Annotated in this window: 29 protein-coding genes; 11 read left to right on the top strand and 18 right to left on the bottom strand. The window is 68.5% G+C overall.

Annotated elements, in window-relative coordinates:
* Window positions 1–3: 3 nt before the first annotated feature.
* The 11 genes from OHS03_RS04805 to OHS03_RS04755 form a co-directional block, all read right to left on the bottom strand.
* Window positions 4–900, bottom strand: a complete 897-nt coding sequence (locus OHS03_RS04805) for an acyl-CoA thioesterase (protein WP_235569919.1) — start codon at window positions 898–900, stop codon at window positions 4–6.
* Window positions 901–902: 2 nt separating this feature from the next.
* Entirely contained in the window at window positions 903–2,321 is a 1,419-nt protein-coding gene (gene pyk / locus OHS03_RS04800; protein WP_194828909.1) for a pyruvate kinase, read from the bottom strand.
* Window positions 2,322–2,465: 144 nt separating this feature from the next.
* A complete protein-coding gene (locus OHS03_RS04795; RefSeq protein ID WP_056824623.1) occupies window positions 2,466–3,137 on the bottom strand; it encodes an amino acid ABC transporter permease in 672 nt (223 codons plus the stop codon).
* A 3-nt stretch (window positions 3,138–3,140) separates the two neighbouring features.
* Window positions 3,141–3,893: an amino acid ABC transporter substrate-binding protein gene (locus OHS03_RS04790; protein WP_328664090.1), complete on the bottom strand. Its 753-nt coding sequence runs from the start codon at window positions 3,891–3,893 to the stop codon at window positions 3,141–3,143.
* Between the two features lie 177 nt (window positions 3,894–4,070).
* Entirely contained in the window at window positions 4,071–4,598 is a 528-nt protein-coding gene (locus OHS03_RS04785; RefSeq protein WP_056824628.1) for a TM2 domain-containing protein, read from the bottom strand.
* A gap of 224 nt (window positions 4,599–4,822) precedes the next feature.
* The gene (gene lgt / locus OHS03_RS04780) at window positions 4,823–5,932 is read right to left on the bottom strand and encodes a prolipoprotein diacylglyceryl transferase (RefSeq protein ID WP_328661093.1); all 1,110 of its coding nucleotides are present in this window, start codon (window positions 5,930–5,932) and stop codon (window positions 4,823–4,825) included.
* 121 nt (window positions 5,933–6,053) lie between these two features.
* A complete protein-coding gene (trpA, locus tag OHS03_RS04775; RefSeq protein ID WP_328661091.1) occupies window positions 6,054–6,854 on the bottom strand; it encodes a tryptophan synthase subunit alpha in 801 nt (266 codons plus the stop codon).
* Window positions 6,851–8,119, bottom strand: a complete 1,269-nt coding sequence (gene trpB / locus OHS03_RS04770; RefSeq protein WP_328661089.1) for a tryptophan synthase subunit beta — start codon at window positions 8,117–8,119, stop codon at window positions 6,851–6,853. Before trpB ends, trpA begins: the two co-directional genes overlap by 4 nt.
* On the bottom strand, window positions 8,116–8,937 hold the full coding sequence (gene trpC / locus OHS03_RS04765) for an indole-3-glycerol phosphate synthase TrpC (protein WP_067459522.1): 822 nt from the start codon (window positions 8,935–8,937) through the stop codon (window positions 8,116–8,118). Before trpC ends, trpB begins: the two co-directional genes overlap by 4 nt.
* A 124-nt stretch (window positions 8,938–9,061) precedes the next feature.
* Window positions 9,062–9,811 carry a TIGR02234 family membrane protein gene (locus OHS03_RS04760; RefSeq protein WP_328661087.1) on the bottom strand — a complete coding sequence of 250 codons (750 nt, stop codon included), beginning with the start codon at window positions 9,809–9,811 and terminating at the stop codon, window positions 9,062–9,064.
* Window positions 9,808–11,346 carry an anthranilate synthase component I gene (locus tag OHS03_RS04755; protein WP_328661085.1) on the bottom strand — a complete coding sequence of 513 codons (1,539 nt, stop codon included), beginning with the start codon at window positions 11,344–11,346 and terminating at the stop codon, window positions 9,808–9,810. Before OHS03_RS04755 ends, OHS03_RS04760 begins: the two co-directional genes overlap by 4 nt.
* A gap of 133 nt (window positions 11,347–11,479) precedes the next feature.
* On the opposite strand from OHS03_RS04755, the gene OHS03_RS04750 reads away from it, so the two are divergent.
* The 4 genes from OHS03_RS04750 (at window position 11,480) to OHS03_RS04735 (ending at window position 13,554) form a co-directional block, all read left to right on the top strand.
* Window positions 11,480–11,758: a hypothetical protein gene (locus OHS03_RS04750; RefSeq protein WP_328661083.1), complete on the top strand. Its 279-nt coding sequence runs from the start codon at window positions 11,480–11,482 to the stop codon at window positions 11,756–11,758.
* A gap of 73 nt (window positions 11,759–11,831) precedes the next feature.
* On the top strand, window positions 11,832–12,302 hold the full coding sequence (locus OHS03_RS04745) for a peroxiredoxin (RefSeq protein ID WP_328661081.1): 471 nt from the start codon (window positions 11,832–11,834) through the stop codon (window positions 12,300–12,302).
* 67 nt (window positions 12,303–12,369) lie between these two features.
* Window positions 12,370–12,942, top strand: a complete 573-nt coding sequence (locus OHS03_RS04740) for a permease (protein WP_328661079.1) — start codon at window positions 12,370–12,372, stop codon at window positions 12,940–12,942.
* A 144-nt stretch (window positions 12,943–13,086) separates the two neighbouring features.
* Entirely contained in the window at window positions 13,087–13,554 is a 468-nt protein-coding gene (locus OHS03_RS04735; protein WP_328661077.1) for a MarR family winged helix-turn-helix transcriptional regulator, read from the top strand.
* Here OHS03_RS04735 and hisI read toward each other — a convergent pair.
* Window positions 13,551–13,895, bottom strand: a complete 345-nt coding sequence (gene hisI, locus OHS03_RS04730) for a phosphoribosyl-AMP cyclohydrolase (RefSeq protein WP_056824662.1) — start codon at window positions 13,893–13,895, stop codon at window positions 13,551–13,553. The two genes, OHS03_RS04735 and hisI, sit on opposite strands and share 4 nt — an antisense overlap.
* Complete coding sequence (locus OHS03_RS04725) at window positions 13,892–15,181, bottom strand: PucR family transcriptional regulator (protein ID WP_056824665.1); 1,290 nt, start codon at window positions 15,179–15,181, stop codon at window positions 13,892–13,894. Before OHS03_RS04725 ends, hisI begins: the two co-directional genes overlap by 4 nt.
* A 134-nt stretch (window positions 15,182–15,315) precedes the next feature.
* Between OHS03_RS04725 and OHS03_RS04720 the strand changes: the two genes are divergently transcribed.
* From OHS03_RS04720 to OHS03_RS04690, 7 genes are all read left to right on the top strand, one after another.
* Window positions 15,316–16,074 carry an ABC transporter ATP-binding protein gene (locus OHS03_RS04720; protein ID WP_328661075.1) on the top strand — a complete coding sequence of 253 codons (759 nt, stop codon included), beginning with the start codon at window positions 15,316–15,318 and terminating at the stop codon, window positions 16,072–16,074.
* Window positions 16,071–16,820: an ABC transporter ATP-binding protein gene (locus OHS03_RS04715; protein ID WP_056824671.1), complete on the top strand. Its 750-nt coding sequence runs from the start codon at window positions 16,071–16,073 to the stop codon at window positions 16,818–16,820. The genes OHS03_RS04720 and OHS03_RS04715 overlap by 4 nt, the downstream gene beginning before the upstream one ends.
* Window positions 16,817–17,695: a branched-chain amino acid ABC transporter permease gene (locus OHS03_RS04710; RefSeq protein ID WP_328661073.1), complete on the top strand. Its 879-nt coding sequence runs from the start codon at window positions 16,817–16,819 to the stop codon at window positions 17,693–17,695. Before OHS03_RS04715 ends, OHS03_RS04710 begins: the two co-directional genes overlap by 4 nt.
* Window positions 17,692–18,744 (top strand): branched-chain amino acid ABC transporter permease, encoded by a 1,053-nt coding sequence (locus tag OHS03_RS04705; RefSeq protein ID WP_328661072.1) that lies wholly within the window; start codon window positions 17,692–17,694, stop codon window positions 18,742–18,744. The genes OHS03_RS04710 and OHS03_RS04705 overlap by 4 nt, the downstream gene beginning before the upstream one ends.
* Window positions 18,734–19,990 carry an ABC transporter substrate-binding protein gene (locus OHS03_RS04700; protein ID WP_328661070.1) on the top strand — a complete coding sequence of 419 codons (1,257 nt, stop codon included), beginning with the start codon at window positions 18,734–18,736 and terminating at the stop codon, window positions 19,988–19,990. The genes OHS03_RS04705 and OHS03_RS04700 overlap by 11 nt, the downstream gene beginning before the upstream one ends.
* Before the next feature lie 74 nt (window positions 19,991–20,064).
* Complete coding sequence (locus tag OHS03_RS04695; protein ID WP_328661068.1) at window positions 20,065–20,811, top strand: DUF8020 domain-containing protein; 747 nt, start codon at window positions 20,065–20,067, stop codon at window positions 20,809–20,811.
* 87 nt (window positions 20,812–20,898) lie between these two features.
* Entirely contained in the window at window positions 20,899–22,056 is a 1,158-nt protein-coding gene (locus tag OHS03_RS04690; protein ID WP_328661066.1) for an acyl-CoA dehydrogenase family protein, read from the top strand.
* Between the two features lie 7 nt (window positions 22,057–22,063).
* Here OHS03_RS04690 and OHS03_RS04685 read toward each other — a convergent pair whose 3' ends face one another.
* From OHS03_RS04685 to OHS03_RS04665, 5 genes are all read right to left on the bottom strand, one after another.
* On the bottom strand, window positions 22,064–23,002 hold the full coding sequence (locus OHS03_RS04685) for a TIGR03564 family F420-dependent LLM class oxidoreductase (RefSeq protein ID WP_328661064.1): 939 nt from the start codon (window positions 23,000–23,002) through the stop codon (window positions 22,064–22,066).
* A gap of 103 nt (window positions 23,003–23,105) precedes the next feature.
* Window positions 23,106–23,921 carry an imidazole glycerol phosphate synthase subunit HisF gene (hisF, locus tag OHS03_RS04680; protein ID WP_056824868.1) on the bottom strand — a complete coding sequence of 272 codons (816 nt, stop codon included), beginning with the start codon at window positions 23,919–23,921 and terminating at the stop codon, window positions 23,106–23,108.
* A gap of 5 nt (window positions 23,922–23,926) precedes the next feature.
* Entirely contained in the window at window positions 23,927–24,748 is an 822-nt protein-coding gene (locus OHS03_RS04675; RefSeq protein WP_056824693.1) for an inositol monophosphatase family protein, read from the bottom strand.
* Between the two features lie 8 nt (window positions 24,749–24,756).
* Window positions 24,757–25,488 carry a bifunctional 1-(5-phosphoribosyl)-5-((5-phosphoribosylamino)methylideneamino)imidazole-4-carboxamide isomerase/phosphoribosylanthranilate isomerase PriA gene (gene priA, locus OHS03_RS04670; RefSeq protein WP_056824696.1) on the bottom strand — a complete coding sequence of 244 codons (732 nt, stop codon included), beginning with the start codon at window positions 25,486–25,488 and terminating at the stop codon, window positions 24,757–24,759.
* 84 nt (window positions 25,489–25,572) lie between these two features.
* The gene (locus OHS03_RS04665) at window positions 25,573–26,058 is read right to left on the bottom strand and encodes a carboxymuconolactone decarboxylase family protein (protein ID WP_328661062.1); all 486 of its coding nucleotides are present in this window, start codon (window positions 26,056–26,058) and stop codon (window positions 25,573–25,575) included.
* Window positions 26,059–26,078 lie beyond the last annotated feature (20 nt).

The following is a 26,078-nucleotide window of genomic DNA, read 5'->3' as shown; positions in this document are numbered from 1 at the left end:
TACTCAGCGCGCCGGGAAATGCCGGATGACGCCTTCCTGCACGGTGGTGGCGATCAATTCGCCGGTGCGCGAATAGAACCGGCCCGTCGCCAAACCGCGCGAACCCGCCGCGACCGGCGACTCGGTGGCGTAGAGAACCCACTCGTCGAAACGGAACGGGCGATGGAACCAGATCGAATGGTTCACCGTCGCCGCGAGAATTCGGTCCAGCCCCCACGACAAACCGTGCGTGGTGATGATCGAATCGAGCACGGTGGTGTCGGAGGAATAACCCAGCGCGGCGGTGTGCAGCAGCGGATCGGCGGGCAACGTGCCGTCGGTACGCATCCAGACGCGGTTGTGATTGAGCTTCTCGCCGGTGCCCTTGAGGATCCACGCCGGATCATTGGTGTAGCGCATGTCGATCGGGTGCGGCGCCTTGATGAACATCTCCAGCTTGTCCTCGAAGCCGGCGAAGCTCTCCTCCACCCGGGGCAGGGTTTCGGGATCGGGCACGTCGGGGCCCTCGTGGGAGTGCTCGAGGCCCTTGCCGAAATCCTGGAACGCGGCCAGCATGACGAACAGTTCCTGGCCGTCCTGGCTGGCCGTCACCGTGCGGTTGGCCAGCGCCCGGCCGTCACGGTGACGTTGCACGTGATACTCGATCGGCTTCTTCACGTCGCCGCCGCGCACGAAATGCGCGTTGATCGCGTGCAGCGGCCGATCCCCCGCCGTCCGACCGGCCGCGATGATGGCCTGCGAGACCAACTGCCCGCCGAAGGTGCGGCTCCACACCTTCTCCGGATGCTTGCCGAGGAAGGTGTCCTCGCCGATCAACTCGAGGTCGAGCAGGTCGAGCAACACCCGCAGATCGGGTGTCGGCTCGCCCTGGGTGGTCTCGAGTTCGATCGAACTGTTCACTACTAGTGGTCCTCTTCGCCGATGCGGTGCACGTGGATCAGGTTGGTGGAACCGACGGTACCCGGAGGGGAACCGGCCACGATGACCACCAGGTCACCCTTGCGATAACGCTCCAGCGACAGGAGCGCCTGATCCACCTGGTGGATCATCGCGTCGGTGGTGTCCACCATCGGCACGATGAACGTCTCGGTGCCCCAGCTCAGCGTGAGCTGGCTGCGCACCTCCGGCATCGGGGTGAACGCCAGCAGCGGCAGCGGGGTGTGCAGACGCGCAAGGCGGCGCACGGTGTCACCGGACTGGGTGAACGCGACAAGGGCCTTGGCGTTGAGCCGCTCGCCGATATCGCGGGCGGCGTAGGAGATCACGCCGCGCTTGGTGCGCGGCACGTGGGTCAGCGGTGGTACCCGCGAGGTTTCGGTCTCGACCGCGGTGACGATGCGGGCCATGGTGCGCACCGCGTCGATCGGCCATGCGCCGACCGAGGTCTCACCCGACAGCATCACCGCGTCGGCGCCATCGAGCACCGCGTTGGCGACATCGGAGGCTTCCGCGCGGGTGGGGCGCGAGTTCTCGATCATCGACTCGAGCATCTGGGTGGCGACGATGACCGGCTTGGCGTTCTCGCGCGCCATCTGGATCGCGCGCTTCTGCACCAGCGGCACCTGCTCGAGCGGCAGCTCGACACCGAGGTCACCGCGGGCGACCATCACCGCGTCGAAGGCCAGCACGATCGCCTCGAGGTTCTCGATCGCCTCCGGCTTCTCCAGCTTGGCGATCACCGGGACCCGACGGCCGACGCGGTCCATGATGTCGTGCACGAGTTCGATGTCGGACGGCGAGCGCACGAACGACAGCGCGATGAAGTCGACGCCCAGTTCCAGGGCGAATTCCAGGTCGGCGATGTCCTTTTCGGACAGGGCGGGCACCGACACGTTCATGCCCGGCAGCGACAGGCCCTTGTTGTTGCTCACCGGGCCGCCCTCGGTCACCCGGCAGACGACGTCGTTGCCCTCGACGGATTCCACCGTGAGGCCGACCTTGCCGTCGTCGACGAGCAGCCGGTCACCGGCCTTGGCGTCTTGGGCGAGCTCTTTGTAGGTGGTCGAGACACGGTCGTGGGTGCCGTCGACCTCGTCGACGGTGATCCGCACCTGCTCGCCGTTGGCCCACACGGTCTTGCCGTCGGCGAAGCGGCCGAGGCGGATCTTGGGGCCCTGGAGATCGGCGAGGATGCCGACCGCGCGGCCGGTCTCGTCGGAGGCCGCGCGAACCATCTTGTAGTTGTCGGCGTGGTCGGCGTGGTCGCCGTGGCTGAAGTTCAGCCGGGCCACATCCATGCCGCTTTCGACGAGCTCACGAATACGATCCTGGGTGGCAGTGGCCGGGCCCAAGGTGCACACAATCTTCGTCCGTCGCATCACGGCCCCTAGCCTAGTGCTTGTCCGCCGCTCCGCGAATTTTGCCGGTCGCGGCGTTGTCCTCACCTATCGACCGGACCGGCGGTTATCGACGCAACGGGGCCGAGCGTTCCCGATGAGTTACCCATGTGTTCACGAAATCACTTGTCACCGAACTGCTACGTGTCGGGAAAGCCTTGTCTCCAGACGGGTTTGACCGAAGCCGAGAATCAGGCAGATCACCCAGTAGTAGAGCGCCGCGACGCCGTAGAGGGCGAAGAAGTCGAAGGTGGGCGCGGCGGCCAGCTGGGCAGTGCGCAGCAGTTCGGTGACCAGGATGGTCGAAGCCAGAGAAGTGTCCTTGACCAGCGAGATCAGCGTGTTCGACAGCGGGGGTACCGCGATCCGGGCGGCCTGCGGGAACACGATGTCCCAGAGCGTCTGGACATAGGACATGCCCAGCGATTGCGCGGCCTCCCACTGCCCGTGCGCCACGCTCATGATCGACGAGCGAACCACCTCCGCCGCGTACCCGCCGACATTGAGGCTGAACGCGATCACCGCAGCGGGGAACGGATCGATGACGATCCCGAACTGCGGAAGGGCGTAGAACACGATGAACAACTGCACCAGCAGCGGGGTGCCGCGGATGATCGAGATGTAGAAGCGGGCCGGCAGCGACAGCACCCGCCGGGTCGACATCCGCGCGAGCGCGACACCCACCGCGATGGCCAGGCCGATGACGAAGCTGATGGCCGTGAGCGGCAACGTCATCGTCACCGTGGCCTTCAGCATCGGCACCAGGTTCTGCCGGATCAGCTCCCAGGTAGCAGGATCCATCCGCTATTTGCTGACGTCGGTGCCGAAGTACTTCTCCGACAGCCGAGCCAGGGTGCCGTCGGCCCGCAGCTCCGCGAGCGCCTTGTCGACGTCGGTGATCAACGCGGTGTCGTCCTTGCGCGCGGCGAAGGCCTGCTTGCTGGTCTCGCCGGTCCGGGCCGCGACCTTGATGCCGGTGTCACCGGTCTTCTTGGTGTACTCGCCCACGGCGAGGGTGTCGTTGACGGTGGCGTCGACCCGACCGGCCTTCAGCAGCTGAACCGCCTGCACGAACCCTTCCACCGCTTCGACTTTCGCGCCCGCGCCCGCGGCGACCTTGCTCCAGTTGCTGGTGGCCGACTGCGCGGTGGTCTTGCCCGCCAGGCTCGCCAGCGAGGTGATGGTGGTGTTGTCGGCCTTGGTGACGATCACGCCCTCGGAGGTCGTGTACGGCTGCGACAGCGCGTATTCGGCCGTGCGCTCGGGGTTCACGGTGACCTGGTTGGCGACCAGATCGAAACGCTTCGACTCGAGACCGGCGAAGATCGAGTCCCACGGGGTCTGCACAAATTCCACCTGCTTGCCGAGCTTCTCGCCGACCGCGCGAGCGACCTCGACGTCGTAGCCGGTGAGCGTGCCGCCCTCCTGGTAGCTGAACGGCGCGTAGGTGCCCTCGGTGCCGACCTTCAGCACATTCGGGTCCGAGGCGGACGAGCAGGCCGACAGGCCCGTCGCGGCGACGACAGCGAGTACGGCGGCGGCAATGAATTTGCGCACGGACATCCCTTTCTCCGCTGCGCGTATGGGGGCACGCGCAGGCCCAGCGACGCTACGGCGCCGCCACAGACCGACACAGAGTATCGCTCACCGTGATCGCAATACCGGTGGGGAAACGCGAAAACGGGCGCTCCGCGTCAGCAGAGCACCCGTCTACATCCCCGTGTGGGCGAGCAATCACTCGCGCAGCGGGCGACCCTGCGCGTCGGGTACCTTGCCGGTGAGCATCATGATGCCGTCGATCAGCGGCCAGATGGCGCCGAGGCCACAGGTCAGCCAGGTGACCGCGATCTGGGCGATACCGAGGCCGGTGTAGCCGAGGTAGAAGCGGCCGACACCGAAGCTGCCGAGGAAGATCTGCAGCAGACCGGCCATCAGCTTCTGCTTGTCCGAGAAGGGCACGCCGTACATGTCCCGGCCGTAGGGCGCTTCCGGATCGTTCGGGTTGTAGCCCTGCGGCATGGCCCCGTACGGCGCGGCACCGTAACCCGGCTGCGGCTGCTGGGCGTACGGATCGGCGGGCTGACCGTACTGCGGCTGCGGCGCACCGTACTGCGGCTGGCCGTAGCCGGGCTGCGGCTGCTGGGCGTACGGATCGGAAGGCTGACCGTAGGCCGGCTGACCGTACTGCGGCTGCGAGCCGCTGTCCTGCGGCTTGCTCAGGTCAGGTCCGTACTGGGGATTGGGGTTGTAGGGGTCGGTCACTCATGTCCTCCATCATTCGTGCGGGTACCCATCGTGGCCCCCGGCCAGTGGCGATCAACCGAACGACGGTGCGCCCGCGACGATCACGCCGACATTGTTGCCGGTACTGCCCTGTGTTGTCTTGTCGGGTGCCACCGATCGGCGCTCGCCATACATTCGGAATATCGCGGCGGGCGTCCGCAATGTTGCCGGACGCCCGCCGAGTCCACGAAAACTGTCGTGGATCAGGACTTCTTCGCACCGGATTTCGTCGACTCCGTGGAGTCGTCGGTCGCGGAAGGAGATTCCTCGCCGGTCGCCTCCGCCGCGGCCTTCTCGTCGGCCTCATCACCCGAATCCTTTTCCACCGCAGCGGAATCCGACTTCTTCGTGACATCGACGGCCGCGGTCTCGGCGTCCGTCGCCACCACGGTGTCGTCGGCCGCACCGGCCGCCCGCAGCGCGGCGAACTGCCACGGCCAGGGGCGTGGCTCAGCATCGGGCTGCAGCTGCGCCGCTGTCTCGCGCCCCTTGGTCGCCAACGCGAAGTAGGCCATGGCGGCGAGGAAGACGAGTGCGGAGGTGAACGAGTTGATCCTGATGCCGAGAATGTGGGTGGCTTCGTCGCTGCGAAGCAGTTCGACGAAGAACCGGCCGAAGCTGTAGCCCGCGACATAGAGCGCGAACAGGCGACCGTGACCGATCTTGTAGCGCTTGTCGAGCAGCACCAGCGCGATGACGACCAGTACGTTCCAGACGAGCTCGTAGAGGAACGTCGGCTGCACGACCTCGAGCACTCGCCCGGTCGACACCCCGTTCATCATGTCGCGCGCGCCGGTCTCCGGGTCGAACCGCTCGTAGATCTCCAGACCCCACGGGACCTCGGTGGCGCGTCCGTAGAGCTCCTGATTGAAGTAGTTGCCGAGCCGGCCGATCGCCTGCGCCAACAGCACCGCGGGGGCGACAGAGTCGCCGAGCGCGGGCAGCGGGATCTTGTACATCCGGCAGCCGATCCAGGCGCCGATCGCGCCGAAGAACACCGCACCCCAGATGCCGAGTCCGCCCTGCCAGATATAGAGCGCCTCGACGGGGTGCTTGCCCTCGCCGAAGTACTTCTGCCAGTCGGTGGCCACGTGATAGATCCGGCCGCCGACCAGGCCGAACGGCACCGCGAACATCGCGACATCGAGCACGGCGCCCGGCTGACCACCGCGCTCGCGCCACCGCCGTTCACCCCACCAGATGGCGACGACGATGCCGAGAATGATGAACAGTGCGTACGCCCGCAGCGGGAAGGGTCCGAGGTGCCAGACCCCCTGGGGCGGACTCGGAATGTAAGCCAGGACTGAGTTCACCCGGCCCACGTTAGTGGAGAGGCTTACGGGCGTGTTGCCGCGACCCGGACGGCGGACGACGGGCCGGTGACGAGCGATGGGCCCGGCCGCTGATCAGCGGCCGGGCCCATCGTGCGAACTCTCAGGAACGAACGGTCGCCGCGCGCACGCCTTCAGCTAACTCGGCCGTCAGCGCGCGGACCGCGTCGAGGCCCTCGGTGACGGCCGAGACCAGCGCAGAACCGACGATGACGCCGTCGGCGTACGCGGCGATCTCGGCGGCCTGCGCACCCGAACGCACGCCGAGGCCGACGCCGATCGGGATGTCGGAGTGCGCGCGGATGCGCGAGCACAGCGCGGGCGCGGCCGAGGAGACCGCGTCGCGCGCACCGGTCACACCCATGGTCGAGGCCGCGTAGATGAAGCCACGCGAGGCCTCGAGGGTCTTGACCAGACGCTCTTCGGTCGAGGACGGTGCGACCAGGAAGATGCGATCCAGGTTGTGGGTGGACGAGGCGACGAACCAGTCGTCGGCCTCGTCGGGAATCAGGTTCGGGGTGATCATCCCGGCGCCGCCGGCCGCGGCCAGGTCGCGGGCGAAGGTGTCGACGCCGTAGCTGAGCACCGGGTTCCAATAGCTCATCACCACGGCCTGACCACCGGCAGCGGCGATCGCCTCGACGACGGAGAACACGTCGCGTACGCGCACCCCGCTGCGCAGGGCCTGCTCGGCGGCGGCCTGGATGACCGGGCCGTCCATCACCGGATCGGAGTAGGCGACGCCCACTTCGACGATGTCGCACCCGGCTTCGACCAGCGCGCGGCAGGCGGCGATGGATCCGGCGAGGTCGGGAAAGCCCGCGGGCAGGTACCCGATCAGGGCGGCCCGACCTTCGCTACGCGCGGCGGCGAAGGTGTTCGCGAGACGGGACTGCTGGCTCACTGCTTGTTCTCCTCGGCGGCATCGTCATCGAACAGGCCGAACCAGCGGCCCGCGGTGTCCATGTCCTTGTCGCCACGACCGGACAGGTTGACCAGGATGACCGCGCCCTCGCCGAGCTCGGAGCCCAGCTTCAGCGCGCCCGCCACCGCGTGCGCGGACTCGATCGCCGGGATGATGCCCTCGGTGCGCGAGAGCAGCAGCAGCGCGTCCATCGCCTCGGTGTCGGTGATCGGCCGGTATTCGGCGCGGCCGATGTCCTTGAGGTGGGCGTGTTCAGGGCCGACGCCCGGGTAGTCCAGACCGGCTGAGATCGAATGCGATTCGATGGTCTGGCCGTCCTCGTCCTGCAACAGGTACGAGTACGCGCCCTGGAACGCGCCGGGGGTGCCGCCGGTGAAGGTGGCCGCGTGACGCCCGGTCTCGACGCCGTCACCGGCCGCTTCGAAACCGACGAGCCGCACGCCCGCGTCGGGAATGAACGCGTGGAAGATGCCGATGGCGTTGGAACCACCGCCGACGCAGGCCACGACGGCATCGGGCAGCCTGCCCGCCTGCTCCGTGCTCTGGATCTGCTCGCGCGCTTCCAGGCCGATCACGCGCTGGAAATCGCGCACCAGCAGCGGGAACGGGTGCGGGCCCGCGGCGGTGCCGAAGCAGTAGAAGGTGTCGTCGGCGTGGCTGACCCAGTCGCGCAACGCCTCGTTGATGGCGTCCTTGAGGGTCTGCGAACCCGAAGTCACCGGAATCACCTCGGCGCCGAGCAGCCGCATGCGGGCCACGTTCAGCGCCTGGCGGGCGGTGTCGACCGCGCCCATGTAGATCACGCAGTCGAGGCCGAGGAGCGCGCACGCGGTGGCGGTCGCGACGCCGTGCTGGCCCGCTCCGGTCTCGGCGATGACGCGGGTCTTGCCCATCCGCTTGGCGAGCAGGGCCTGGCCGAGCACATTGTTGATCTTGTGCGAGCCGGTGTGGTTGAGATCCTCGCGCTTGAGGAAGATCCGCGCGCCACCGGCGTGCGCGGCCAGCCCGGTGCATTCGAACACCGGCGACGGACGGCCGGTGTAGTCGCGCTGCAACCGGTCGAGCTCGTCGAGGAAGGTGCGATCGGTGCGGATCTTGTCGTACTCGGCGGTGACCTCTTCGATCACGGCCATCAGCGCCTCGGGGACGTGGCGTCCGCCGTAGACGCCGAAGTGGCCGCCCGCGTCGGGTTCGTAGTCGGAGTGCTGCGCGACACCGGCGCTCGCCGGGGGAAGCACCGTCACCGGATGCTCCGGCGGGCCGGCTTCGGGCAGGACGGGTGCGTGCCCGCGGTCACCAGTTCGGACACGGCCGAACGCGGGTTACCACTGGTCACCAGGCCCTCGCCGACGAGCACGGCATCGGCGCCCGCACCGGCGTAGGCCAGCAGGTCGGCGGTGCCGCGGATGCCGGACTCGGCCACCCGGATGACTTCGGAGGGCAGACCGGGCGCGATCCGCGCGAACACATCGCGGTCGACCTCGAGGGTCTTGAGGTTGCGCGCGTTGATGCCGATCACCGTCGCACCGGCTTCGAGGGCGCGGTCGGCCTCTTCCTCGGTGTGCACCTCCACCAGGGCGGTCATGCCGAGGGATTCGGTGCGGTCGATCAGCGAGGACAGCACGTCCTGTTCGAGCGCGGCCACGATCAGCAGGATCACGTCGGCGCCGTGGGCACGGGCCTCGTGGATCTGGTACGGACCGACGACGAAGTCCTTGCGCAGCACCGGGATGTTCACGGCGGCGCGCACGGCGTCGAGATCGTCGAGCGATCCGCCGAAGCGGCGGCCCTCGGTGAGCACGCTGATGATGCGCGCGCCCCCGTCTTCGTAGGCCTTGGCCAGCACGGCGGGATCGGGGATGTCGGCCAGCGCGCCCTTGGAGGGGCTGGCTCGCTTCACCTCGGCGATGACACCGATTCCGTCCTCGTGCAGCGCGGCGTGTGCGTCCAGCGGTCCCTTGACCGCGGCGGCAGCAGCTTTGATCGCTTGAAAATCGAGGAGGGCTTCGCGAGCGGCAACATCCGCTCGGACCCCGTCGAGAATCGAGTCGAGTACCGTCATCTGGCTCGAATCCTTTCTGGGGAGACGCACTTCTCGCCCGAGAGTCCCCTCAGGCGCTGTCTCACCGATGCTGGTAAAGAATAAATGCCCGTCGCGTGTGTCACTGCGGCGGGGGTGCTGCCGGTCACTTGTTTCCCTCGGCCGGACGCTGGTCGGCGCCCGGGGTGTCGGAGGTGTCGGTCGGGTCGGTGCCCGCGTCGAGCGCGTCCCACAGCACCCGGTCCGACAGTGGCGCCGCGGTTCCGGTCTCCGTGTTCTGCTTGCTCACCGCGGCGCTGGCGTCGGCCTTACGGAACACGGGGTTGTCGTATCTGTCGGAGACCTCGGCGCGTTCACCGGGGCGGCGGGTGAGCAGGATGCCCGCGGCCAGTGCCAGGCTCGCCGCGAAGATCGACAGGATCGCGGGGGCGAGATGCGTCTCGGCGGAGCTGACCACCGCGCGCACCGGCAGCTCGGCCAGTGTGCCCGCCCGTTCGGCGGTCCTGCCCGCGCCGACGGCCAGCGCGAAGCCCGGCACCGCGGCGGCCGCGGCCACCACCGAGATCACCACCCCGAGCAGCTGACGCAGCACGCCCTTGACCGCGAAGACCGCCGCGATCGAGGCGACCAACACCAGCGCGAGCGGGGTGAGGGCGCCGAACCACACGCCACCGTTGAGGTCGTCGGTGCGCGGTTCGGTGAGACCGTCGGCCGAGTGCACCGTCACCCACGTCATCCGCGAGGACGCCCACAGACCGGCGGCCGCCAGCGCGAGCAACACGACCGGAACGATCGGCTTCGCCGTCGGGGCGGGCGTGGCGCCCGTCCCCGGCACGTCGGCGTCAGTCGCGTCGACCGACCGTCCGGTGTCGTCTTCTCCTGGCGTGGCCGTCATAGGGCCCCGCCTTCGTAGGTGCGCAGGGTCTGCGCCGCCGCGATCGCCTTGAGCACCGCCATGGCCTTGTTGCGGGCCTCGGTGTCCTCGGCGATCGGGTCGGAGTCGGCGACCACGCCCGCGCCCGCCTGGACATAGGCGGTGCCGTCCTTGAGCAGGGCGGTGCGGATGGCGATGGCGGTGTCGGCGTCACCGGCGAAGTCGAGGTAGCCGACCACGCCGCCGTAGATGCCGCGACGGGTCGGTTCCAGCTCCTCGATCAGTTCCATCGCCCGCACCTTCGGCGCTCCTGACAGCGTGCCCGCGGGGAAGCAGGCCCGCACCGCGTCGAGCGCGTCCTTGCCCTCGGCGAGCAGCCCGGACACCGTCGAGACCAGGTGCATCACGTGGCTGTACCGCTCCACGTGCCGGTACTGGGTGACCTTCACCGTGCCGGGACGGCAGACCCGACCGAGATCGTTGCGGCCGAGGTCGACGAGCATCAGGTGCTCGGCGTTCTCCTTCTCGTCGGCGAGCAGATCCTTCTCGAGCAGGATGTCGTCCTCGGCGCTGTCGCCACGCCAGCGGGTGCCCGCGATCGGATGTGTCGTGGCCACCCCGTCTTTCACGGTGACCAGCGATTCCGGACTCGATCCGACGATGGAGAACGCGGTGCCGCCCTCGCCGTCGGGGATGTGCATCAGATACATGTACGGGCTCGGATTCGAGGCCCGCAGCATCCGGTAGACCGCGAGCGGGGACCCGGTGTAATCCATTTCGAAGCGCTGCGAGAGCACCACCTGGAACGCCTCACCCGCCTCGATCTCCTTGATCAGGCGGCGCACGCCCGCACCGAATTCCTCGGTGGTGCGCCTGCGCAGGAACTGCGGTTCGGGCTGGTCGAAGACCGACACCGTCGAGGGCGCCGGGGTGGCCAGCGCGGCGGTCATCCGGTCGAGCCGGGCGACGGCGTCGTCGTAGGCGGCGTCGACGCGGGAGTCGGTGCCGTCCCAGTTCACCGCGTTGGCGATGAGGGTGATCGCACCCTCGTGGTGGTCGAACGCGGCCAGGTCGGTGGCCAGCATGAGCACCAGTTCGGGAACTCGCAGATCGTCGGCGGCGAGCTCGGGCAGTCGTTCGATCCGGCGCACCGCGTCGTAGCCGAGAAAGCCGACCATGCCGCCGGTGAGCGGCGGCAGACCGGGCAGCCGTTCGGTGCGCAACAGTTCGAGCGTCTCGTGCAGCACGCGCAGCGGGTCACCGCCGGTGGGTGCGTCGGCGGGCACCGTGCCAAGCCAGGCGGCTTCACCGTCGACGACGGTGAGCGCGGACGGGCTGCCCGCGCCGATGAACGACCAGCGCGACCACGAACGCCCGTTCTCCGCGGATTCGAACAGGAAGGTCCCCGGCCGGTCACCGGCCAGTTTGGAATAGGCCGAGAGCGGAGTTTCGGAGTCCGCCAGCACCTTTCGGGTCACCGGGACGACCCGGTGCTCGGCGGCGAGCAGCCGGAACTGTTCGCGGGTCGTGGTGGTTGGTGTCGACGCGCCCTGCATGAGCCCATCATCCCAGGCGTGCCGCCGCCGACGCGCGCGGACCCGACCCCGCGCCGAATCGGGCGGTGACCGGCATCACTACACTCGCGCGCGTTCCATGTCGCATGCGGTAATCCCCTTTCCGAGAGGAGCAATGTTGTACCCCTCGCACCAGGGCGCACAGGACGGCCGGCTGGCTGTCCCGTCGCAGCAGCACTACGGTCCCGGCCAGCAGGCGGTGTCCACGAGCGCGATCAACTCGTTCGTCACCTACGCCAAGGCCATCCAGGACCTCGACAAGAAGAACTTCCCCGACGAGTACGCCGGGCACCGCGATCGCATCCGCGAGCTGGAACCACTGCTGCGCGCACACGGCATCCTCGACGTGATGCAGATCCGCAATCCCGACATCGCGGCGCTGCTCGACAAGTAGGCCGCGAAGATCCCCGCTCGTCTCCGTGAGCGGGGATCTTCCTTACTCGGCCGCTGATCGTTACTGTCTGGGCATGCAGCCAGGCCAGCGCGCTCCGCAGTTCGAGCTCCCCGATCAGTCCGCCCAGCTCCGCTCGCTCGACGGCTTGCTCGCCGACGGCCCGGTGGTGTTGTTCTTCTACCCCGCCGCCAATACCCCGGTGTGCACCGCGGAAGCCTGCCACTTCCGCGATCTGAGCGGCGAGTTCGCCGCGCTCGGCGCCTCGTGCGTCGGCATCAGCACCGACAGCACCGAGGTGCAGGCCGGTTTCGCCACCAAGCAGCGCCTCGACTACCCCGTGCTGTCCGATGAAGACGGCGCGGTTGCCGCCGAATTCGGCGTCAAGCGAGGACTGCTCGGCAAGCTCGCCCCCGTCAAACGGCACACCTTCGTCATCGACACCGACCGCACGATCCTGAAGATCATCACCGGTGAACTGCGCGCGGCCGTGCACGCCGACGAAGCACTGGCTTTCCTGCGCGAACGCAGCCACACCCCGGAGTAGTACCGATCGACGAATCGCCGGGCGGCGGATCGACGCCCGGCGACCTCGACGCACTTACGCTGGCCAGATGACAACCGGCGAGGTGCAGTCGAGCGGTCAGAAATCCACGGCCGCCATCTGGCGCAACCGGGCGATCATGACGCTCGCCACGGTGGTGGTGCTGGTGATCGCCTACTTCGTTCTTTCCTCGTTCATCCCCCGATGGTGGGCACAGCGACTGGCCAACACTGTGCACGGCAGTTTCAGCTCGGGCATCTGGTGGGGACTGGTCTACGGGTTCGTGTTCACCCTGCTGCCACTGGTACTGCTGATATTCGCGGTGCGGGTCTGGAAGCGCAAGGGCGGCAAGTTCATGGCGGGCGCGGCGGTGATCGTCGCGCTGGCCTGCTCGCTGCCGAATCTGATGACCTTGACGATCGTGCTCGGTGGCAACAATGCCGCACACGCCGGTCAACGCATTCTGGATGTGGACGCACCGGCCTTCCGCGGCGCCTGCCTGGTCGGCGCCATCATCGCGGCGGTGGTGTTCGCACTGGTGCTCGCCCTGCTGGGCAAGCGTGGATTCAGCCGTCACAAGGCCGCCAAGGCCGCCGCCCAGGCGCCCGAGCCCGTCACCCCGCCGATGACCGGCGATCGATAGCCTTCACACACACCCCCGCGGTGATGTGAGTGACCTCACGACCACCACCAACTCGCGGACGCCACAGCGACGTCGTGGCAAACTCTTTCTTGTGCGCGCCCAACTCCACCATGTCCGCCGTCCGGCCGCGAGGCAGTCACGGCGATGACTCAGTGGCTCGACCCCGTCGAACAACGCGCATGGCAGGCGATCGTCGCGCTCATGACCCGGATTCCCGGCGCGTTGGACACCCGGCTGCAACGCGAGTCCGGGCTCACCCATTTCGAATTCCGCGTGCTCAGCGTGCTCTCGGAGGAGCCGGGCCATCGTCTGCAGTTGAGTGATCTCGCCCACAAGGCAAATGCGTCGCTATCGCGACTGTCCCATGTGGTGTCGAAGCTGGAACGACTCGGCTGGGCCCGCCGCGACACCACCGCGGGTCGACGCGGAGTGCACGCGGTACTCACCGACGCGGGCTTCGACAAGGTGGTCGAGGCCGCCCCCGGCTATGTCGACGCCGTGCGCAGGCTCGTGCTCGACGGTCTCACCGATCAGCAGACCGCGCAACTGGCGGTGTTCGGGGAAACTCTGTCCGACCGGCTGAATCGAATCCTCACCGAAGACGGCGACTAGTCCGCGGCGAGCAGGACGTCGGCGTCGAAGCAGGTGTGGGTGCCGGTGTGGCAGGCCGCGCCTTCCTGATCGACGATCAGCAGCAGGGTGTCGCCGTCGCAATCGAGGCGCACCTCGTGCACGTACTGGGTGTGCCCCGAGGTCTCGCCCTTGACCCAGTACTGCTGCCGCGAGCGCGAATAGTAGGTCGCCCGACGGGTGTGCAGCGTGCGGGCCAGCGCCTCGTCGTCCATCCACGCCATCATCAGCACGTCACCGGTCGCCTTCTCCTGCGCGATCGCGGCGATCAGTCCGTCCTCGGTGCGCTTGAGGCGGGCGGCGATGGCAGGGTCGAGGCTCATGCCTCGTTTATAACAGCAGCCAGTTCGATGGCCACCAGCAGTTCGACGAGGTCGTTCACGCTGCGCACATTGCGACCGGTGAGCTCCTGGATCCGGCCGAGGCGGTACTTGGCCGTATTGAGGTGGATGTGGAGGGTGTCGGCGGCCTCTCGCAGATTCATGTCGGCGGCGGCGAACGCGCGGATCGTCTCGGCCAAGGTCCCGCCGCGAACACGGTCCTCGGCCAGTGCGCTGCCGATGCGCGGGTCGACCAGCTGGCGGGTCGTGTCATCGGCACGCAGGAGCAGGTATTTGAACGGCGTGATCTGCGGCAACGCGAGTACCCCACCCCCTTCGGGCAGAAGCTCCAGCGCGGCCTGCGCCTGCCGGTAGGCGCGGGGAATCTGGGCTACCTCGGTCACCGTGGTGCTCACCCCGATGGCGAGGGTGATGCCCTCGGCACCCAGTTCGTCCTGCATCGCGCGCAGCCGCTCGCACAGTCCGTCGGCCGCGACGCCCGCGCCGAGCGCGGGCACCGCGACGATCTCGGATCCGCGCACCACCGACAGGGTCCGCAATCCGTTGACCGTGCACCGCGCCAGCGCCGCGGATACCAATTGCTTTGCCTGAAGCAGACTTTCGGACGAGTCCTCGCCCCGATCCAGGACCACCGCGGTGACGACGACCACCGGCGTGGCGCGTTCGGCCCCGATGCCGTGCGCGGTGGCCACCGACAGGTGCGGACCGCTCGCGGGCAGCGCGCCGTCGAGCAACGCGTCCATCAGAGCCTGCGAGTCGCGCCCCGATTCGGCGGCCACGTACTGCTGGAATTCCAGATACGCGTCGGTGGCCTGGGTACTGATCAGATCGGTGTAGCGCGCCAGCGGACCGGCCAGCGACAGCACGGCCGCGCGGCCCGCCTCGGAATCGCCCGCGTGCGCGAGCAGCGATTTCCAGATGGCCCGCTGACCGAGACGGAACGCGGCGATGTAGTCGACCAGCGGCAGCCCGGTGCGGGCCCGCCGCGCCGCCGCCTGCCGGGCATAGGCGACATCGGACGGGCAGACCCGTCGGTGCTCGAGCAACGCGCCGAGCCCCGTGCGGCTCAGCCGGGCGAGCTGATCGTGCACGTCATCGAGCAGGCCGGGGCCCGCGGTGGCGTAGCCGGGCAGCTCGGCGCGGATCTTGGCCATCACATCGTCGGCGATCTCGTCGGCGTGGTCGTAAGCGGCGCCCGCTATCCGGTGACGCTCGGCCCGCACCTGATCGGACTCGGTCGAAACGGATAAAAGTGATCCAGCTGACATATTTCGGGAGTGTGCATGCAACGCGCCCACAGTGTCAACCACGTCACACTGTCCGCAGCGGACGAGCACCGGCCGAGTTTCTTGGTCCGCAACGTCCGATGTGGGCTCCGACCTGCGGTCTTAGTGTTCTCCACATGCTCGAGATAACCAACCTGACGGTGCGCTTCGGCGGCATCACCGCTTTACAGGACGTCGGGTTCACGGTCGCTCCCGGCGAGATGGTCGGCCTGATCGGACCCAACGGCGCCGGCAAGACGACCCTGTTCAACTGCATGACCCGGCGCAACCGGCTGACGTCGGGCACCATGCGTTACCTCGACACCGATCTGTCCACGGTGCGGCCCGACGCGCTGGCCGCGCTCGGTATCGCCCGCACGTTTCAGAACCTGGGCCTGTTCCCCCGCCTCTCGGTGCGCGAGAACGTCCTCGTCGGCGCGCACCACCGGGCCTGTGCGGGCTTCGTTTCAGCCGGACTGCGGTTGCCGAAGGTCCGCAAGGAGGAAAAACTCCTGCGCGCCCAGGCCGACGAACTGCTCGAACGCCTCGACCTGACCGCGGTCGCCGACCACTCGGCCTCCGGCCTGCCGTTCGGCACCCTCAAACGCATCGAACTCGCCAGGGCGCTGGCAGTGCGGCCACAGCTGCTGCTGCTCGACGAACCGGTGAACGGCTTGAGCCACGGGGAAGTGGACGAATTCGCCGCCCGCCTGCGCGGCCTGCAGGCCGACCTCGCGCTCACCGTGATCGTCGTCGAACACCACATGGGTTTCGTGATGGGCACCTGCGACCGGGTGATCTGCCTCGAGTTCGGCCAGGTGATCGCCGAGGGAAAACCCGAAGCGGTGCAGCAGGATCCGGCCGTCATCCGCGCCTACCTGGGAGCTTCGGCATGAGCGAGCACTGGCCGACGGCCGACAACGCGTTCCTGACCGTCACCGATCTGCATGCCGGTTACGGTGCGGCGAAAGTCCTGCACGGCGTCAGCTTCTCGGTGGAGCAGGGCACGGTGTGCGCGATCCTCGGCCCCAACGGCGCGGGCAAGACCACCCTGCTGCGCGCCCTGTGCGGGATGATCAAGGTTCGCGGCAGCCTGGTCCTCGACGGTGACGAAGTATCCGGTCGCGCACCGGAATCGATGGCGCGACTCGGTGTCGCCCACGTTCCCGAGGGACGCGGTACCTTCGCCCCGCTCACCGTCGAAGAGAACCTGCGCCTCGGCGCCTACACGCGCCGTGACCGCGCCGCCGTCGATACCGACCTGCGTCGCGTCTACGACTACTTCCCGATCCTGCGCGACAAACAGCGCGACGCCGCGGGCGGCCTGTCCGGCGGCCAACAGCAGATGCTCGCCATCGGCCGGGCGCTGATGCTGCGCCCACGCATGCTGCTGCTCGACGAACCCTCGCTCGGCCTCTCACCGCTGGTCACCCAGGAGTTGTTCGGGATCGTCGCCACCATCAACGAAGAGGAACGCACCACGGTGATCGTCGTCGAACAGAACGCCCACCTGGCGCTCAGTGTCGCCCAGCAGGCGCACGTCCTGGAAACCGGGCGCATCGTGTTGTCGGGCACCGCCGAGCAGATCAGGGCCGATGAGCAGGTCACCCGCTCCTACCTGGGAATCCAGGTGAAGCCGTGATCGAATTCCTGCAGCAACTTGTCGAGGGCCTGTCCGCGGGCGCTATCTACGCGGGCCTCGCGCTGGCGCTGGTGCTCATCTACCGATTCACCGGGATCGTCAATTTCGCCCAGGGCGAGCTGGCCATGTTCTCGGCGTTCCTGGCCTGGCAGCTGAGCCAGACCATGCCGTTCTGGGCGGCGCTGATCCTCACCCTCGCCATCTCCTTCGCCGGCGGCATGCTGATCGAACGGGTGGTGATCCGTCCGGTCGAGGGCGCACCCGAGATCACCCTGGTGATCGTCACCGTCGGGCTGTTCTTCACCATCAACGCCACCGCGGGCTGGATCTGGTCGTATCAGACCAAATCGTTCCCGAATCCCTTCCCGGAGGGGGCTCTCCGTGGTGGCGGCCTGAGTGTGGGCTACGGCAGTCTCGGGGTCCTGCTCGTCGTCGCCGTGGTCATGGCGCTGCTGTATCTGCTGTTCCGCTACACCAGGATCGGGCTCGCGATGCGGGCGGTGGCCTGTAACCCGCAGTCGGCCAAACTCGTCGGCATCCGGGTCGGCACCGTGCTCGCGCTCGGCTGGGGACTGGCCGCGCTGGTCGGATCGGTGTCGGGCGTGCTGTCGGCGCCGCTGCTGTTCCTCGAACCCAACATGATGGGCGGAGTCCTCATCTACGCCTTCGCGGCGGCGACCCTGGGCGGGTTCGACTCCCCCGGCGGCGCGGTGGCAGGCGGTCTGATCGTCGGCGTCGCCGAAACCCTCACCGGCGCTTACGTCGACGCGATCGGCACCGAACTCAAGATCGGCGTGCCGCTGGTGATCATCCTGGGCGTGCTGTTGCTGCGCCCGCAAGGTCTGTTCGGACACGCGGCGGTGGAAAGAGTATGAGCGAAGTGAATATTGCGGCAAAGCCTTCGACGACTCCGTCGGCAACGCCGGTCGCGAAGCCGATCCTGCACCGACTGACGACGCTGCGCTGGCCGCTCGTCGCGACGGCCGGAGTTCTCCTGCTGGCCTGCCTCGCCCCCTTCCAGTTGGTGCCCTTCCACACCTTCCAGCTGGCCATGGCGATGATCTACGCGGTCACCCTGCTCGGGCTGAACCTGCTGGTCGGTCACACCGGCCAGATCTCGCTCGGCCACGGCGCCTTCTTCGCCGTCGGCGCCTACACCGCCGCGATCGCGATGGAGCGCTGGGACATACCGTATTTCGCGACCATCCCGATCGCCGCGGCCATCACCTTCGTTCTCGGTTTCGCACTCGGCGTCCCGGCGCTGCGACTGCGCGGGCTGTACCTGGCGCTGGTCACCCTGGCCATCGCGATCTTCCTGGTCCCCCTGCTCAAGCGGTTCGACGGACTCACCGGCGGCTCGATGGGACTCGTCGTCGACAAGCCGGTGCCGCCCGCGTGGACCGGCCTCGCCGAGGACCAGTGGCTGTACTTCCTGGCGCTGGCCACCACCGTGCTCAGCTTCGTGCTGGTCGCCGGGATGCTGCGCTCGCGAGTCGGCCGCGCACTGCACGCGATGCGCGACAACGAGATCGCCGCCGAGGTGCTCGGGGTGAATCTGGCGCACTACAAGACGCTCGCCTTCGCCTGGAGCGCGTTGCTGGCCGGTGTGGCCGGCTGTGTCTACACCTGGGTGATCGCGTTCGTCTCGCCCGACTCCTTCGCGCTGACGTTGTCGATCACGCTGCTGGCCGGGCTGGTCGTCGGCGGGCTCGGCACCACCTGGGGCCCACTGCTCGGCGGACTGTTCGTGATGTTCGTGCCCAGTTTCGCCCAGGACGTCAACCAAGCCGCACCCGGCGTCATCTTCGGACTGCTGATCATCGCGGTCATGTACCTCGCGCCGAAGGGTTTGGCCGGCCTGGCCACCCAGTGGACGCAATGGCTCGGACATCGTGTCCGGAAAGGGAAAACTCATGCGCACTAGGGCAATCCGCTCCATCGGTGTGACGGCCGCGCTTCTCGCGACCCTCACCGCGTGTGGTGGTCGCGGCGAGGAGACCGGCTCCGTCGGTCAAGGCGACTGCCAGGGTCAGCAGACCACCGGAATCACCGACACCACCATCAAACTCGGCGGGGCGTACCCGCTGTCGGGTCCGGCCTCGGCCTACAGCGAGGTCCCCAAGGGCGCCAAGGCCTACTTCGACTACATCAACGCCGAGCAGGGCGGCATCGACGGACGCAAGGTCGAGTACATCGTCCGCGACGACGGCTACCAGCCGCCCAAGACCGTCGAGGAGACCCGCCGCCTGGTCGAACAGGACCAAGTGTTCGCGGTCTTCCAAACCCTGGGCACGGCAACCTCTTCGGCGGTCACCGACTACCTCAACCAGCGCAAGGTGCCCCAGATCTTCGTCGCCACCGGGGCGAACAAATTCGGGGCGGCCACCGAGCACCCGTGGACCATCGGCTGGCAGCCCAGCTACCGCACCGAGGGTCTGGCCTACGCGCAGTACGTGAAGGCGCAGCGGCCGAACGCCACAGTGGCGGTGCTCTACCAGAACGACGACTTCGGCAAGGACCTGCTCGCGGCGTTCACCGAGGGCGTCGCAGGCAGCGGGGTGAAGGTGATCGCCGAGCAGAGCTTCGAGGTCACCGACCCCACCGTCGACGCCCAGGTGCGCAACCTGGCCAACTCCAAAGCCGATGTGCTGCTGAACTTCTCGACCCCGAAGTTCGCCTCGCAGGCGCTGGCCGCCGATGTGCGCAACGCCGACTGGAATCCGTTGCACGTGCTCGCCGTGGTCTCCAACACCATGGCCACCCTGCGTCCGGTGGGCCTGCCCAATGTCCAGGGCACGGTGACCGCGGCATTCCTCAAGGACGCCGCCGACCCGCGCTGGGCCTCCGACGCGGGTATGCAGGCCTACCGATCCAAGCTGGCGCAGTACGCCCCCGGCGCCGATCCCGAGAACCAGCACGCCATGGCCGGATGGACGATGGCTGAGAGCTTCCGCAAGACCATGGAATCGGCGAAGTGCCCGACGCGAGAGGGCCTGCGTGACGCGATGCGCTCGCTCGACAACGTCTCCGCCGACCTGATGCTGCCCGGCATCTCGATGAAAACCGGTGCCGACGACGGCTATCCGCTCCAGGCCGTCGGTATCCAGACCTTCGTCGGCGAGCACTGGTCGCTGACCGACGGCGGCCTGATCGACACCAGCGGCAAGTAGTCGCCCCTCGACGTTGCGCAGCGCAGCCCAGCGTGCGCGGCTTCTCGAAATATCCGAACGATGAGGATCCGAATATGAAGTTGTCAACCACTCTGGCCACGGCGGCCATGACCGCGCTGGCGCTGTGCGTCAGCACCGGGACCGGTAACGCCGATCCGGCACCGCAGACCGAGGTGCGCTACGAGGTGAGCAGGCAGGGTGAGTCCGCGGTGTTGTCCACCGACGGCAAACTGCACATCGTCGACGGCCAGCTGCTGCTCACCACAGGCGCCGACACCCCGGTCGCCGCCCTGCCGCTGACCTACCGCATGGACGACAAGGTGTTCCCGATCGCGGCCACCATCGACGGCGGCACCGCGACCCTGACACCGTCCAAGGAGAACGGCGCCCCGGTGGCCGCGGCCACCAACGTGATCACCCAGGATGCGGCCGCGCAGCAGATCGCCGAGTCCTTCACCCCGCGTGATCAAGCCGCGCTCGGCGTGCTCAGCCAGCGCCTCGGCGTCGGCGGCGCCGTGGCGGCCATCGTCGGCGCGGTGGTCGGCGGCGGCATCGGCTGTCTGGTCGGCGGTGCCGCGGGTGCGGCCATCGCCAGCCCGGTGATCGTGCTGCTGGTGCCGTGGGTCGGCGCCACGGTGGCCGGTTGTGTGCTCGGCGCGGCGACGCTCGGCGCGGTCGGCACGATGATCGGCCTGGTCACCGTCGGTGGCCCGCTGGCGGTCTTCTCCGCCTACCAGTACTTCTCCACCATTCTCGCGCCGTGCCCGGCCGACCTCGGAGCGTACTGCAAGGACCCCGCGGTTCCCACACCGCCGAAGTAGTCTCCCACCGCCGTTCTCGCCGGCCCGCCCACGATCACCTCGTCGGGCGGGCCGGCTCGTGGCCGTTTCCGGCCGGTTAGGAATCTCATGCGCAGAACAGTTTTCGATGCCGAGCACCGCGCCTTCCGGGCGTCGATGCGCGCGTTCATCGAGGACGAAGTCGTGCCGAGTTTCGGCAGGTGGTACGACGACGGACGGGTGCCGCGCGAATTCTATTACCGGCTGGGCGAACTCGGGATCCTCGGTTTGGAGGTGCCCGTCGAGTACGGCGGCTCCGGCTTCGAGTCGATCCGCTACCGCGCCGTGCTCGCGGAGGAGATCGCGCGCGCCGCAGTGTCTTTCGGTGGTTCGAGCGCCCATGTGTCGCGCTGTCTGCCGCTGCTCGACGAGCTGGCGACCGCCGAACAGCGACGGCGCTGGCTGCCGGGATTCGTCACCGGTGAAACGATGTTCGCGCTCGCGGTCGCCGAACCGGGGACCGACACGGAGCCCGCCGGCATGCGCACCACCGCGCCGTTGTCGCTGGACGGCACCGAATACCTGCTCAACGGTTCGAAGACCTTCGTCATCGGTGGTGTACACGCCGACCGCGTCATCGTGTGCGCGCGCACCGCGTCCCCGAATTCCGCGGACCCCTCCTACGGCCTGTCGTTGCTGGTCGTCGATGCCACGGCGCCCGGTTACCGAGTGGGCCGCGCGCTCGACACCCTCGGCCGAAAGGTCTCCGACACAGCCGAACTCACCTTCACCGATGTGCGGGTGCCGGTGAGTGATCGCCTAGGCCAGGCGCACCGCGGCCACGCCCATCTCGCCGCGCAGCTGCCACGGGAACGTCTGACCATCGCCGTCGGCGCCCACGCGCAAGCCAGGGCGGCGGTCCGTTTCGCCCACCGCTTCACCACCGAGCGCACCGCGTCAGCGCATTCGGTGGCGAGTTTCCAGAACACCGGGTTCGAACTGGCCGCCTGCCGCGCCGAGGTCGATGCCGTCGAGGCGGTCGTCGACCGCGCGCTGGCCGCCCACGACCGCGGCGACCTGACTCCCGCCGACGCGGCCTCGGCCAAACTGTTCTGCACCGAGTCGGCGGGGCGGGTGATCGACCGGTGCCTCCAATTGCACGGCGGCATCGGTTATCTCGCGGACTCCCCCATCGCCCGCCTCTACGCCGACCACCGGATCGACCGCATCATGGGCGGCACCAGCGACGTCCTTCGCACGATCATCGCCGCCGAGATGGGCCTGTGAGGCCGGGTCAGCGGGCGCGGTTCAGCTCACCGAGCAGCCGCCAGGTGCGCTGCTGGTCTTCGGGCGTGGTCAGGTCGGTCTGCGAGAACACCACATCGGTGGCGCCCGCGGCGAAGTAGTCGGCCACCCGTGCGGCGACCGTCTCCTCGTCGCCGATCACCACCAGTTCGGCGGCCCGCTGCGCGCCCGAGAGCGCGACCACGCGCTGATAGGACGGAATCGTGTCGTAGAAGGCGGTTTTCGCCGCGGCGATGTGGCGCGCCGCGGCGACGTCGGCGGTGACGACACCGGGAACCATCGCCACGATGCGGGGACTCGGCCTGCCCGCGTCCGCCGCGGCGGCCCGCAGCGGCGCGACGATGTGCTCGGCCAGCGCCTCGGGGCCGACGAGGAAGGGCAAGGTGCCGTCGGCCAGTTCGCCGGTGGCCCGCAGCGCCTGCGGCCCCATGGCCGCGACCAGTACCGGCACCGTCGGGTCGGCCCCCGCGACCGCAGTGGGCATCGGACTGGCGGCGGTCACTGTCTCACCGCGGAAGTCGACCTCGCCGGTGTCGAGAATCGACCGCAGCGCGGTGAGGAATTCGCGCAGCCGGGTGGCGGGCCGGTCGAACGGACCGCCGAACGCGCGCTCGGACAGCGCTCGAGCACCGAGCCCCAACCCGAGGACGAACCGTCCCCCGGTCGCCGCCTGCGCGGTCTGGGCCTGACTCGCCACCAGCAGCGGATGCCTGCCCGGCACCGGAACCACCGAAGTACCCACTTCGATCCCGGGCACGGCACGACCGATCAACGCCGACAACACGATCGCGTCATTGCTGTAGGTCTGGCCCAACCAGACCGAACTCACCCCGACCTCGGCGGCCGCCCGGCCCAGGTCGACGGCCGTGTCCACGGCATTGGCGGAGTGGTCGAGGGTGAACGGGGACAACGCGATTCCGATGCTCATCCCGGTGACAACACCGTCGACATCGCGAGTCATCGCGATCGACGCACGGTGATTCCAGCGTCGGAAGAGTCTCGACGTCCGGCGAATTCGGCCGGAGCTCGCGTCAGCGAACGGTGATGCCGTCCGCGCGCATCGCGTCCTTCACCTGACCGATGGTGAGATCGCCGAAGTGGAACACGCTCGCGGCCAGCACCGCGTCGGCACCGGCGTGCACGGCGGGTGGAAAGTGTTCGACCGCGCCCGCGCCGCCACTGGCGATCACCGGCACCCGCACTGCCGCGCGCACCGCGGTGATCATCGGCAGATCGAAACCGGCCTTGGTGCCGTCGGCGTCCATCGAGTTCAGCAGGATCTCGCCCACGCCGAGTTCGGCGCCGCGGATGGCCCATTCGACGGCGTCGATACCGGTACCGCGCTTGCCGCCGTGTGTGGTGACCTCCCAGCCGGACGGGGTGTCGGGCGCACCGTCGGGCACGGTGCGCGCGTCGACCGAGAGCACGATGCACTGGGCGCCGAAGCGCTGCGACATCTCGAACAGCACTTCCGGGCGCGCGATGGCGGCGGTGTTCACCGACACCTTGTCCGCGCCCGCGCGCAGCAGCCGGTCGACGTCTTCGACCGTGCGCACGCCGCCGCCGACGGTGAGCGGGATGAAGATCTGTTCGGCGGTGCGGGTCACCACGTCGAGCATGGTGCCGCGGTCGCCGGTGGAGGCGGTGACGTCGAGGAAGGTCAGCTCGTCGGCGCCCTGGGCGTCGTAGGTCGCGGCCAGTTCCACCGGATCGCCCGCGTCGCGCAGGTTCTGGAAGTTCACGCCCTTGACCACACGGCCCGCGTCGACGTCGAGGCACGGGATCACGCGTACCGCCAGGGTGCTCGGCGCCGTGGTGCTCGCTCGTTCGTCGGTGCGCGGTGTCATGCGGTTCACCCTCGTTCTTCTTCGCTGACGGTGCAAATCATTTCCAGCAGTTCCTCGTGCACGCCCGGCGCGGCGGCCAGCACCGAACCGGAGGTGATGGTCCACGGCGCGCCGGCGAGGTCGGTGACCACGCCACCCGCGGCGCGCACCAGCGCGACCCCGGCCGCGTTGTCCCACGGATGGTGCCCGAACACGACCGCGCCGCCGAGCGCCCCGGACGCGGTGAACGCCAGGTCGATGCCGGTCGCGCCGTGCATCCGCACCCGCGAGGACAATCGGCTCAGCGCACCGAGCAGGTCGAACCGGAACTGGCCGGGGATGCGGCCCGCCGAGTCGAGGTTGAAGGCGCCGAAGCCGATCATCGCGTCGGCGAGCCTGCCCGGCGCCAGCGGCGGCAACGCCACACCGTCGAGGTACACCGGCCCACCGGTCACCGCGGCGTAGCGGCGGCCGAGCATGGGCAGCCAGGTCAGGCCGATCACCGGTTCGCCCTCGTGCACCAGTGCCAGCAGCGTGCCCGACATGGGATGGCCGGAGGAGTAGTTGAAGGTGCCGTCGATCGGATCGAGCACCCAGGCCGTGCCCGAGGTGAGCGCGGGCCCGCCGAATTCCTCGCCGTGTACCGCGATCCCGGTGCGTTGCTGGAGTTCGGCGGAGATGGTGCGTTCCAGCTCGAGATCGAGTTCGGTGGCGAAGTCGTTGCGGCCCTTGGTCACCGCGCTCGGCGCGCCGAGTCCTTCGACGAAGCGCGGCACCACGCCGTCCAGGATCTGGGTGGCGACGGTCAGCAGGTCGGTCAGTTCGGCAGTGCTCGGCGTGGCGGTCATCAGTGGTGTCAGCGCACCGCGGCCAGCGCTTGCGGCAGCGTGAACCGGCCCGCGTACAACGCCTTGCCGATGATCGCGCCCTCCACACCGTCGTCGGCCAGGCCGGCGATGGCGACGAGGTCGTCGAGCACCGAGATACCGCCGGAGGCGACCACCGGCGCCTCGGCGGCGTTGGCGACCTCGCTCAGCAGTTCCAGGTTCGGCCCGGTCAGCGTGCCGTCCTTGGAAACGTCGGTGACGACATAGCGCGCGCACCCGTCACGCTCGAGGCGTTCGAGCACCTCCCACAGGTCGCCGCCGTCGGTCACCCAGCCGCGGCCGCGCAGGCGCCACTGTCCGTCGATCTGCTTGACGTCGAGTCCGACCGCGATCCGGTCGCCGTATTCGCCGAGTACCCGGGCACACCACTGCGGGTTCTCGATCGCCGCGGTGCCGATGTTCACCCGCGCGCACCCGGTCGCTAGCGCCGCCTTCAGCGAGTCGTCGTCACGGATACCACCGGACAGTTCGACCTTTACATCGAGCTCGCCGACGACCTGGGCGATCAGTTCGCGATTGCTCCCCTTGCCGAAGGCCGCGTCCAGATCGACCAGATGCACCCATTCGGCCCCCGCTTGCTGCCACGCCAACGCCGCGTCCCGAGGCGACCCATAGCTCGTTTCGCTACCGGCCTCCCCTTGCACAAGGCGCACGGCCTCACCATTGGCGACATCGACAGCGGGCAACAGCACAAGACTCACCCATTCAGACTAGTAGGTCTGTGTCCGCGTTCCCGCAACGGTCCGCGGCGGTGAGGCCCGTGTCACGCGAACCCCGCCGTGCGCTCAGTCGGCCGCGGCTTCGAACATGCCGGGCTCATAGGAGCCGCCCTGCTGACGCAGGATCACCCCGAGCCGGTTGGCCGCGTTGATCTGCGCCACCACCGCGACCAAGGCGGCGAGCTGTTCGTCGTCGTAGTGCTCGCGCGCCTGCGCCCAGGTCTCGTCGGACACGCCCTGCGCGGCGTCGGCGACGCGGGTGCCTTCCTCGGCGAGTGCCAGGGCAGCCCGCTCAGCCTCGGTGAACACGGTGGACTCGCGCCACGCGGCGACCAGGTTGATCCGCGTCGCGGCCTCTCCCGCGTGAGCCAGATCCTTGCTGTGCGCATCGGTGCAGTAGCCGCAGCCGTTGATCTGGCTGGCGCGCAACATCACCAGATCCTGGGTGGCCTTCGGCACACTGGACTGGAGCAGGGCCAGGCTGGCGTTGGCGAACCGCTTGGCGAACTTCGCGCCGACCGCGGTATCGAACAGGTTGAATCGGGGTTCCATGTCGTGTTCCTCACTGGTTG

This window comes from Nocardia salmonicida, from assembly GCF_036142455.1.
In the GTDB taxonomy this organism is placed as follows: domain Bacteria; phylum Actinomycetota; class Actinomycetes; order Mycobacteriales; family Mycobacteriaceae; genus Nocardia; species Nocardia salmonicida.
Note: the sequence above shows the minus strand (reverse complement) of the source record. Positions and strands in the feature narration are given on the sequence as shown.

Bases quoted from the DNA above. Each gene is read 5' to 3' on its own strand.
- OHS03_RS04795 (WP_056824623.1), bottom strand. From the start codon at position 3,137: ATGGATCCTGCTACCTGGGAGCTGATCCGGCAGAACCTGGTGCCGATG.
- trpC (WP_067459522.1), bottom strand. From the start codon at position 8,937: ATGACGGTACTCGACTCGATTCTCGACGGGGTCCGAGCGGATGTTGCC.
- OHS03_RS04760 (WP_328661087.1), bottom strand. From the start codon at position 9,811: ATGACGGCCACGCCAGGAGAAGACGACACCGGACGGTCGGTCGACGCG.
- OHS03_RS04755 (WP_328661085.1), bottom strand. From the start codon at position 11,346: ATGCAGGGCGCGTCGACACCAACCACCACGACCCGCGAACAGTTCCGG.
- OHS03_RS04750 (WP_328661083.1), top strand. From the start codon at position 11,480: ATGTTGTACCCCTCGCACCAGGGCGCACAGGACGGCCGGCTGGCTGTC.
- OHS03_RS04745 (WP_328661081.1), top strand. From the start codon at position 11,832: ATGCAGCCAGGCCAGCGCGCTCCGCAGTTCGAGCTCCCCGATCAGTCC.
- OHS03_RS04740 (WP_328661079.1), top strand. From the start codon at position 12,370: ATGACAACCGGCGAGGTGCAGTCGAGCGGTCAGAAATCCACGGCCGCC.
- OHS03_RS04735 (WP_328661077.1), top strand. From the start codon at position 13,087: ATGACTCAGTGGCTCGACCCCGTCGAACAACGCGCATGGCAGGCGATC.
- hisI (WP_056824662.1), bottom strand. From the start codon at position 13,895: ATGAGCCTCGACCCTGCCATCGCCGCCCGCCTCAAGCGCACCGAGGAC.
- OHS03_RS04725 (WP_056824665.1), bottom strand. From the start codon at position 15,181: ATGTCAGCTGGATCACTTTTATCCGTTTCGACCGAGTCCGATCAGGTG.
- OHS03_RS04720 (WP_328661075.1), top strand. From the start codon at position 15,316: ATGCTCGAGATAACCAACCTGACGGTGCGCTTCGGCGGCATCACCGCT.
- OHS03_RS04715 (WP_056824671.1), top strand. From the start codon at position 16,071: ATGAGCGAGCACTGGCCGACGGCCGACAACGCGTTCCTGACCGTCACC.
- OHS03_RS04705 (WP_328661072.1), top strand. From the start codon at position 17,692: ATGAGCGAAGTGAATATTGCGGCAAAGCCTTCGACGACTCCGTCGGCA.
- OHS03_RS04700 (WP_328661070.1), top strand. From the start codon at position 18,734: ATGCGCACTAGGGCAATCCGCTCCATCGGTGTGACGGCCGCGCTTCTC.
- OHS03_RS04695 (WP_328661068.1), top strand. From the start codon at position 20,065: ATGAAGTTGTCAACCACTCTGGCCACGGCGGCCATGACCGCGCTGGCG.
- OHS03_RS04690 (WP_328661066.1), top strand. From the start codon at position 20,899: ATGCGCAGAACAGTTTTCGATGCCGAGCACCGCGCCTTCCGGGCGTCG.
- OHS03_RS04685 (WP_328661064.1), bottom strand. From the start codon at position 23,002: ATGAGCATCGGAATCGCGTTGTCCCCGTTCACCCTCGACCACTCCGCC.
- hisF (WP_056824868.1), bottom strand. From the start codon at position 23,921: ATGACACCGCGCACCGACGAACGAGCGAGCACCACGGCGCCGAGCACC.
- OHS03_RS04675 (WP_056824693.1), bottom strand. From the start codon at position 24,748: ATGACCGCCACGCCGAGCACTGCCGAACTGACCGACCTGCTGACCGTC.
- OHS03_RS04665 (WP_328661062.1), bottom strand. From the start codon at position 26,058: ATGGAACCCCGATTCAACCTGTTCGATACCGCGGTCGGCGCGAAGTTC.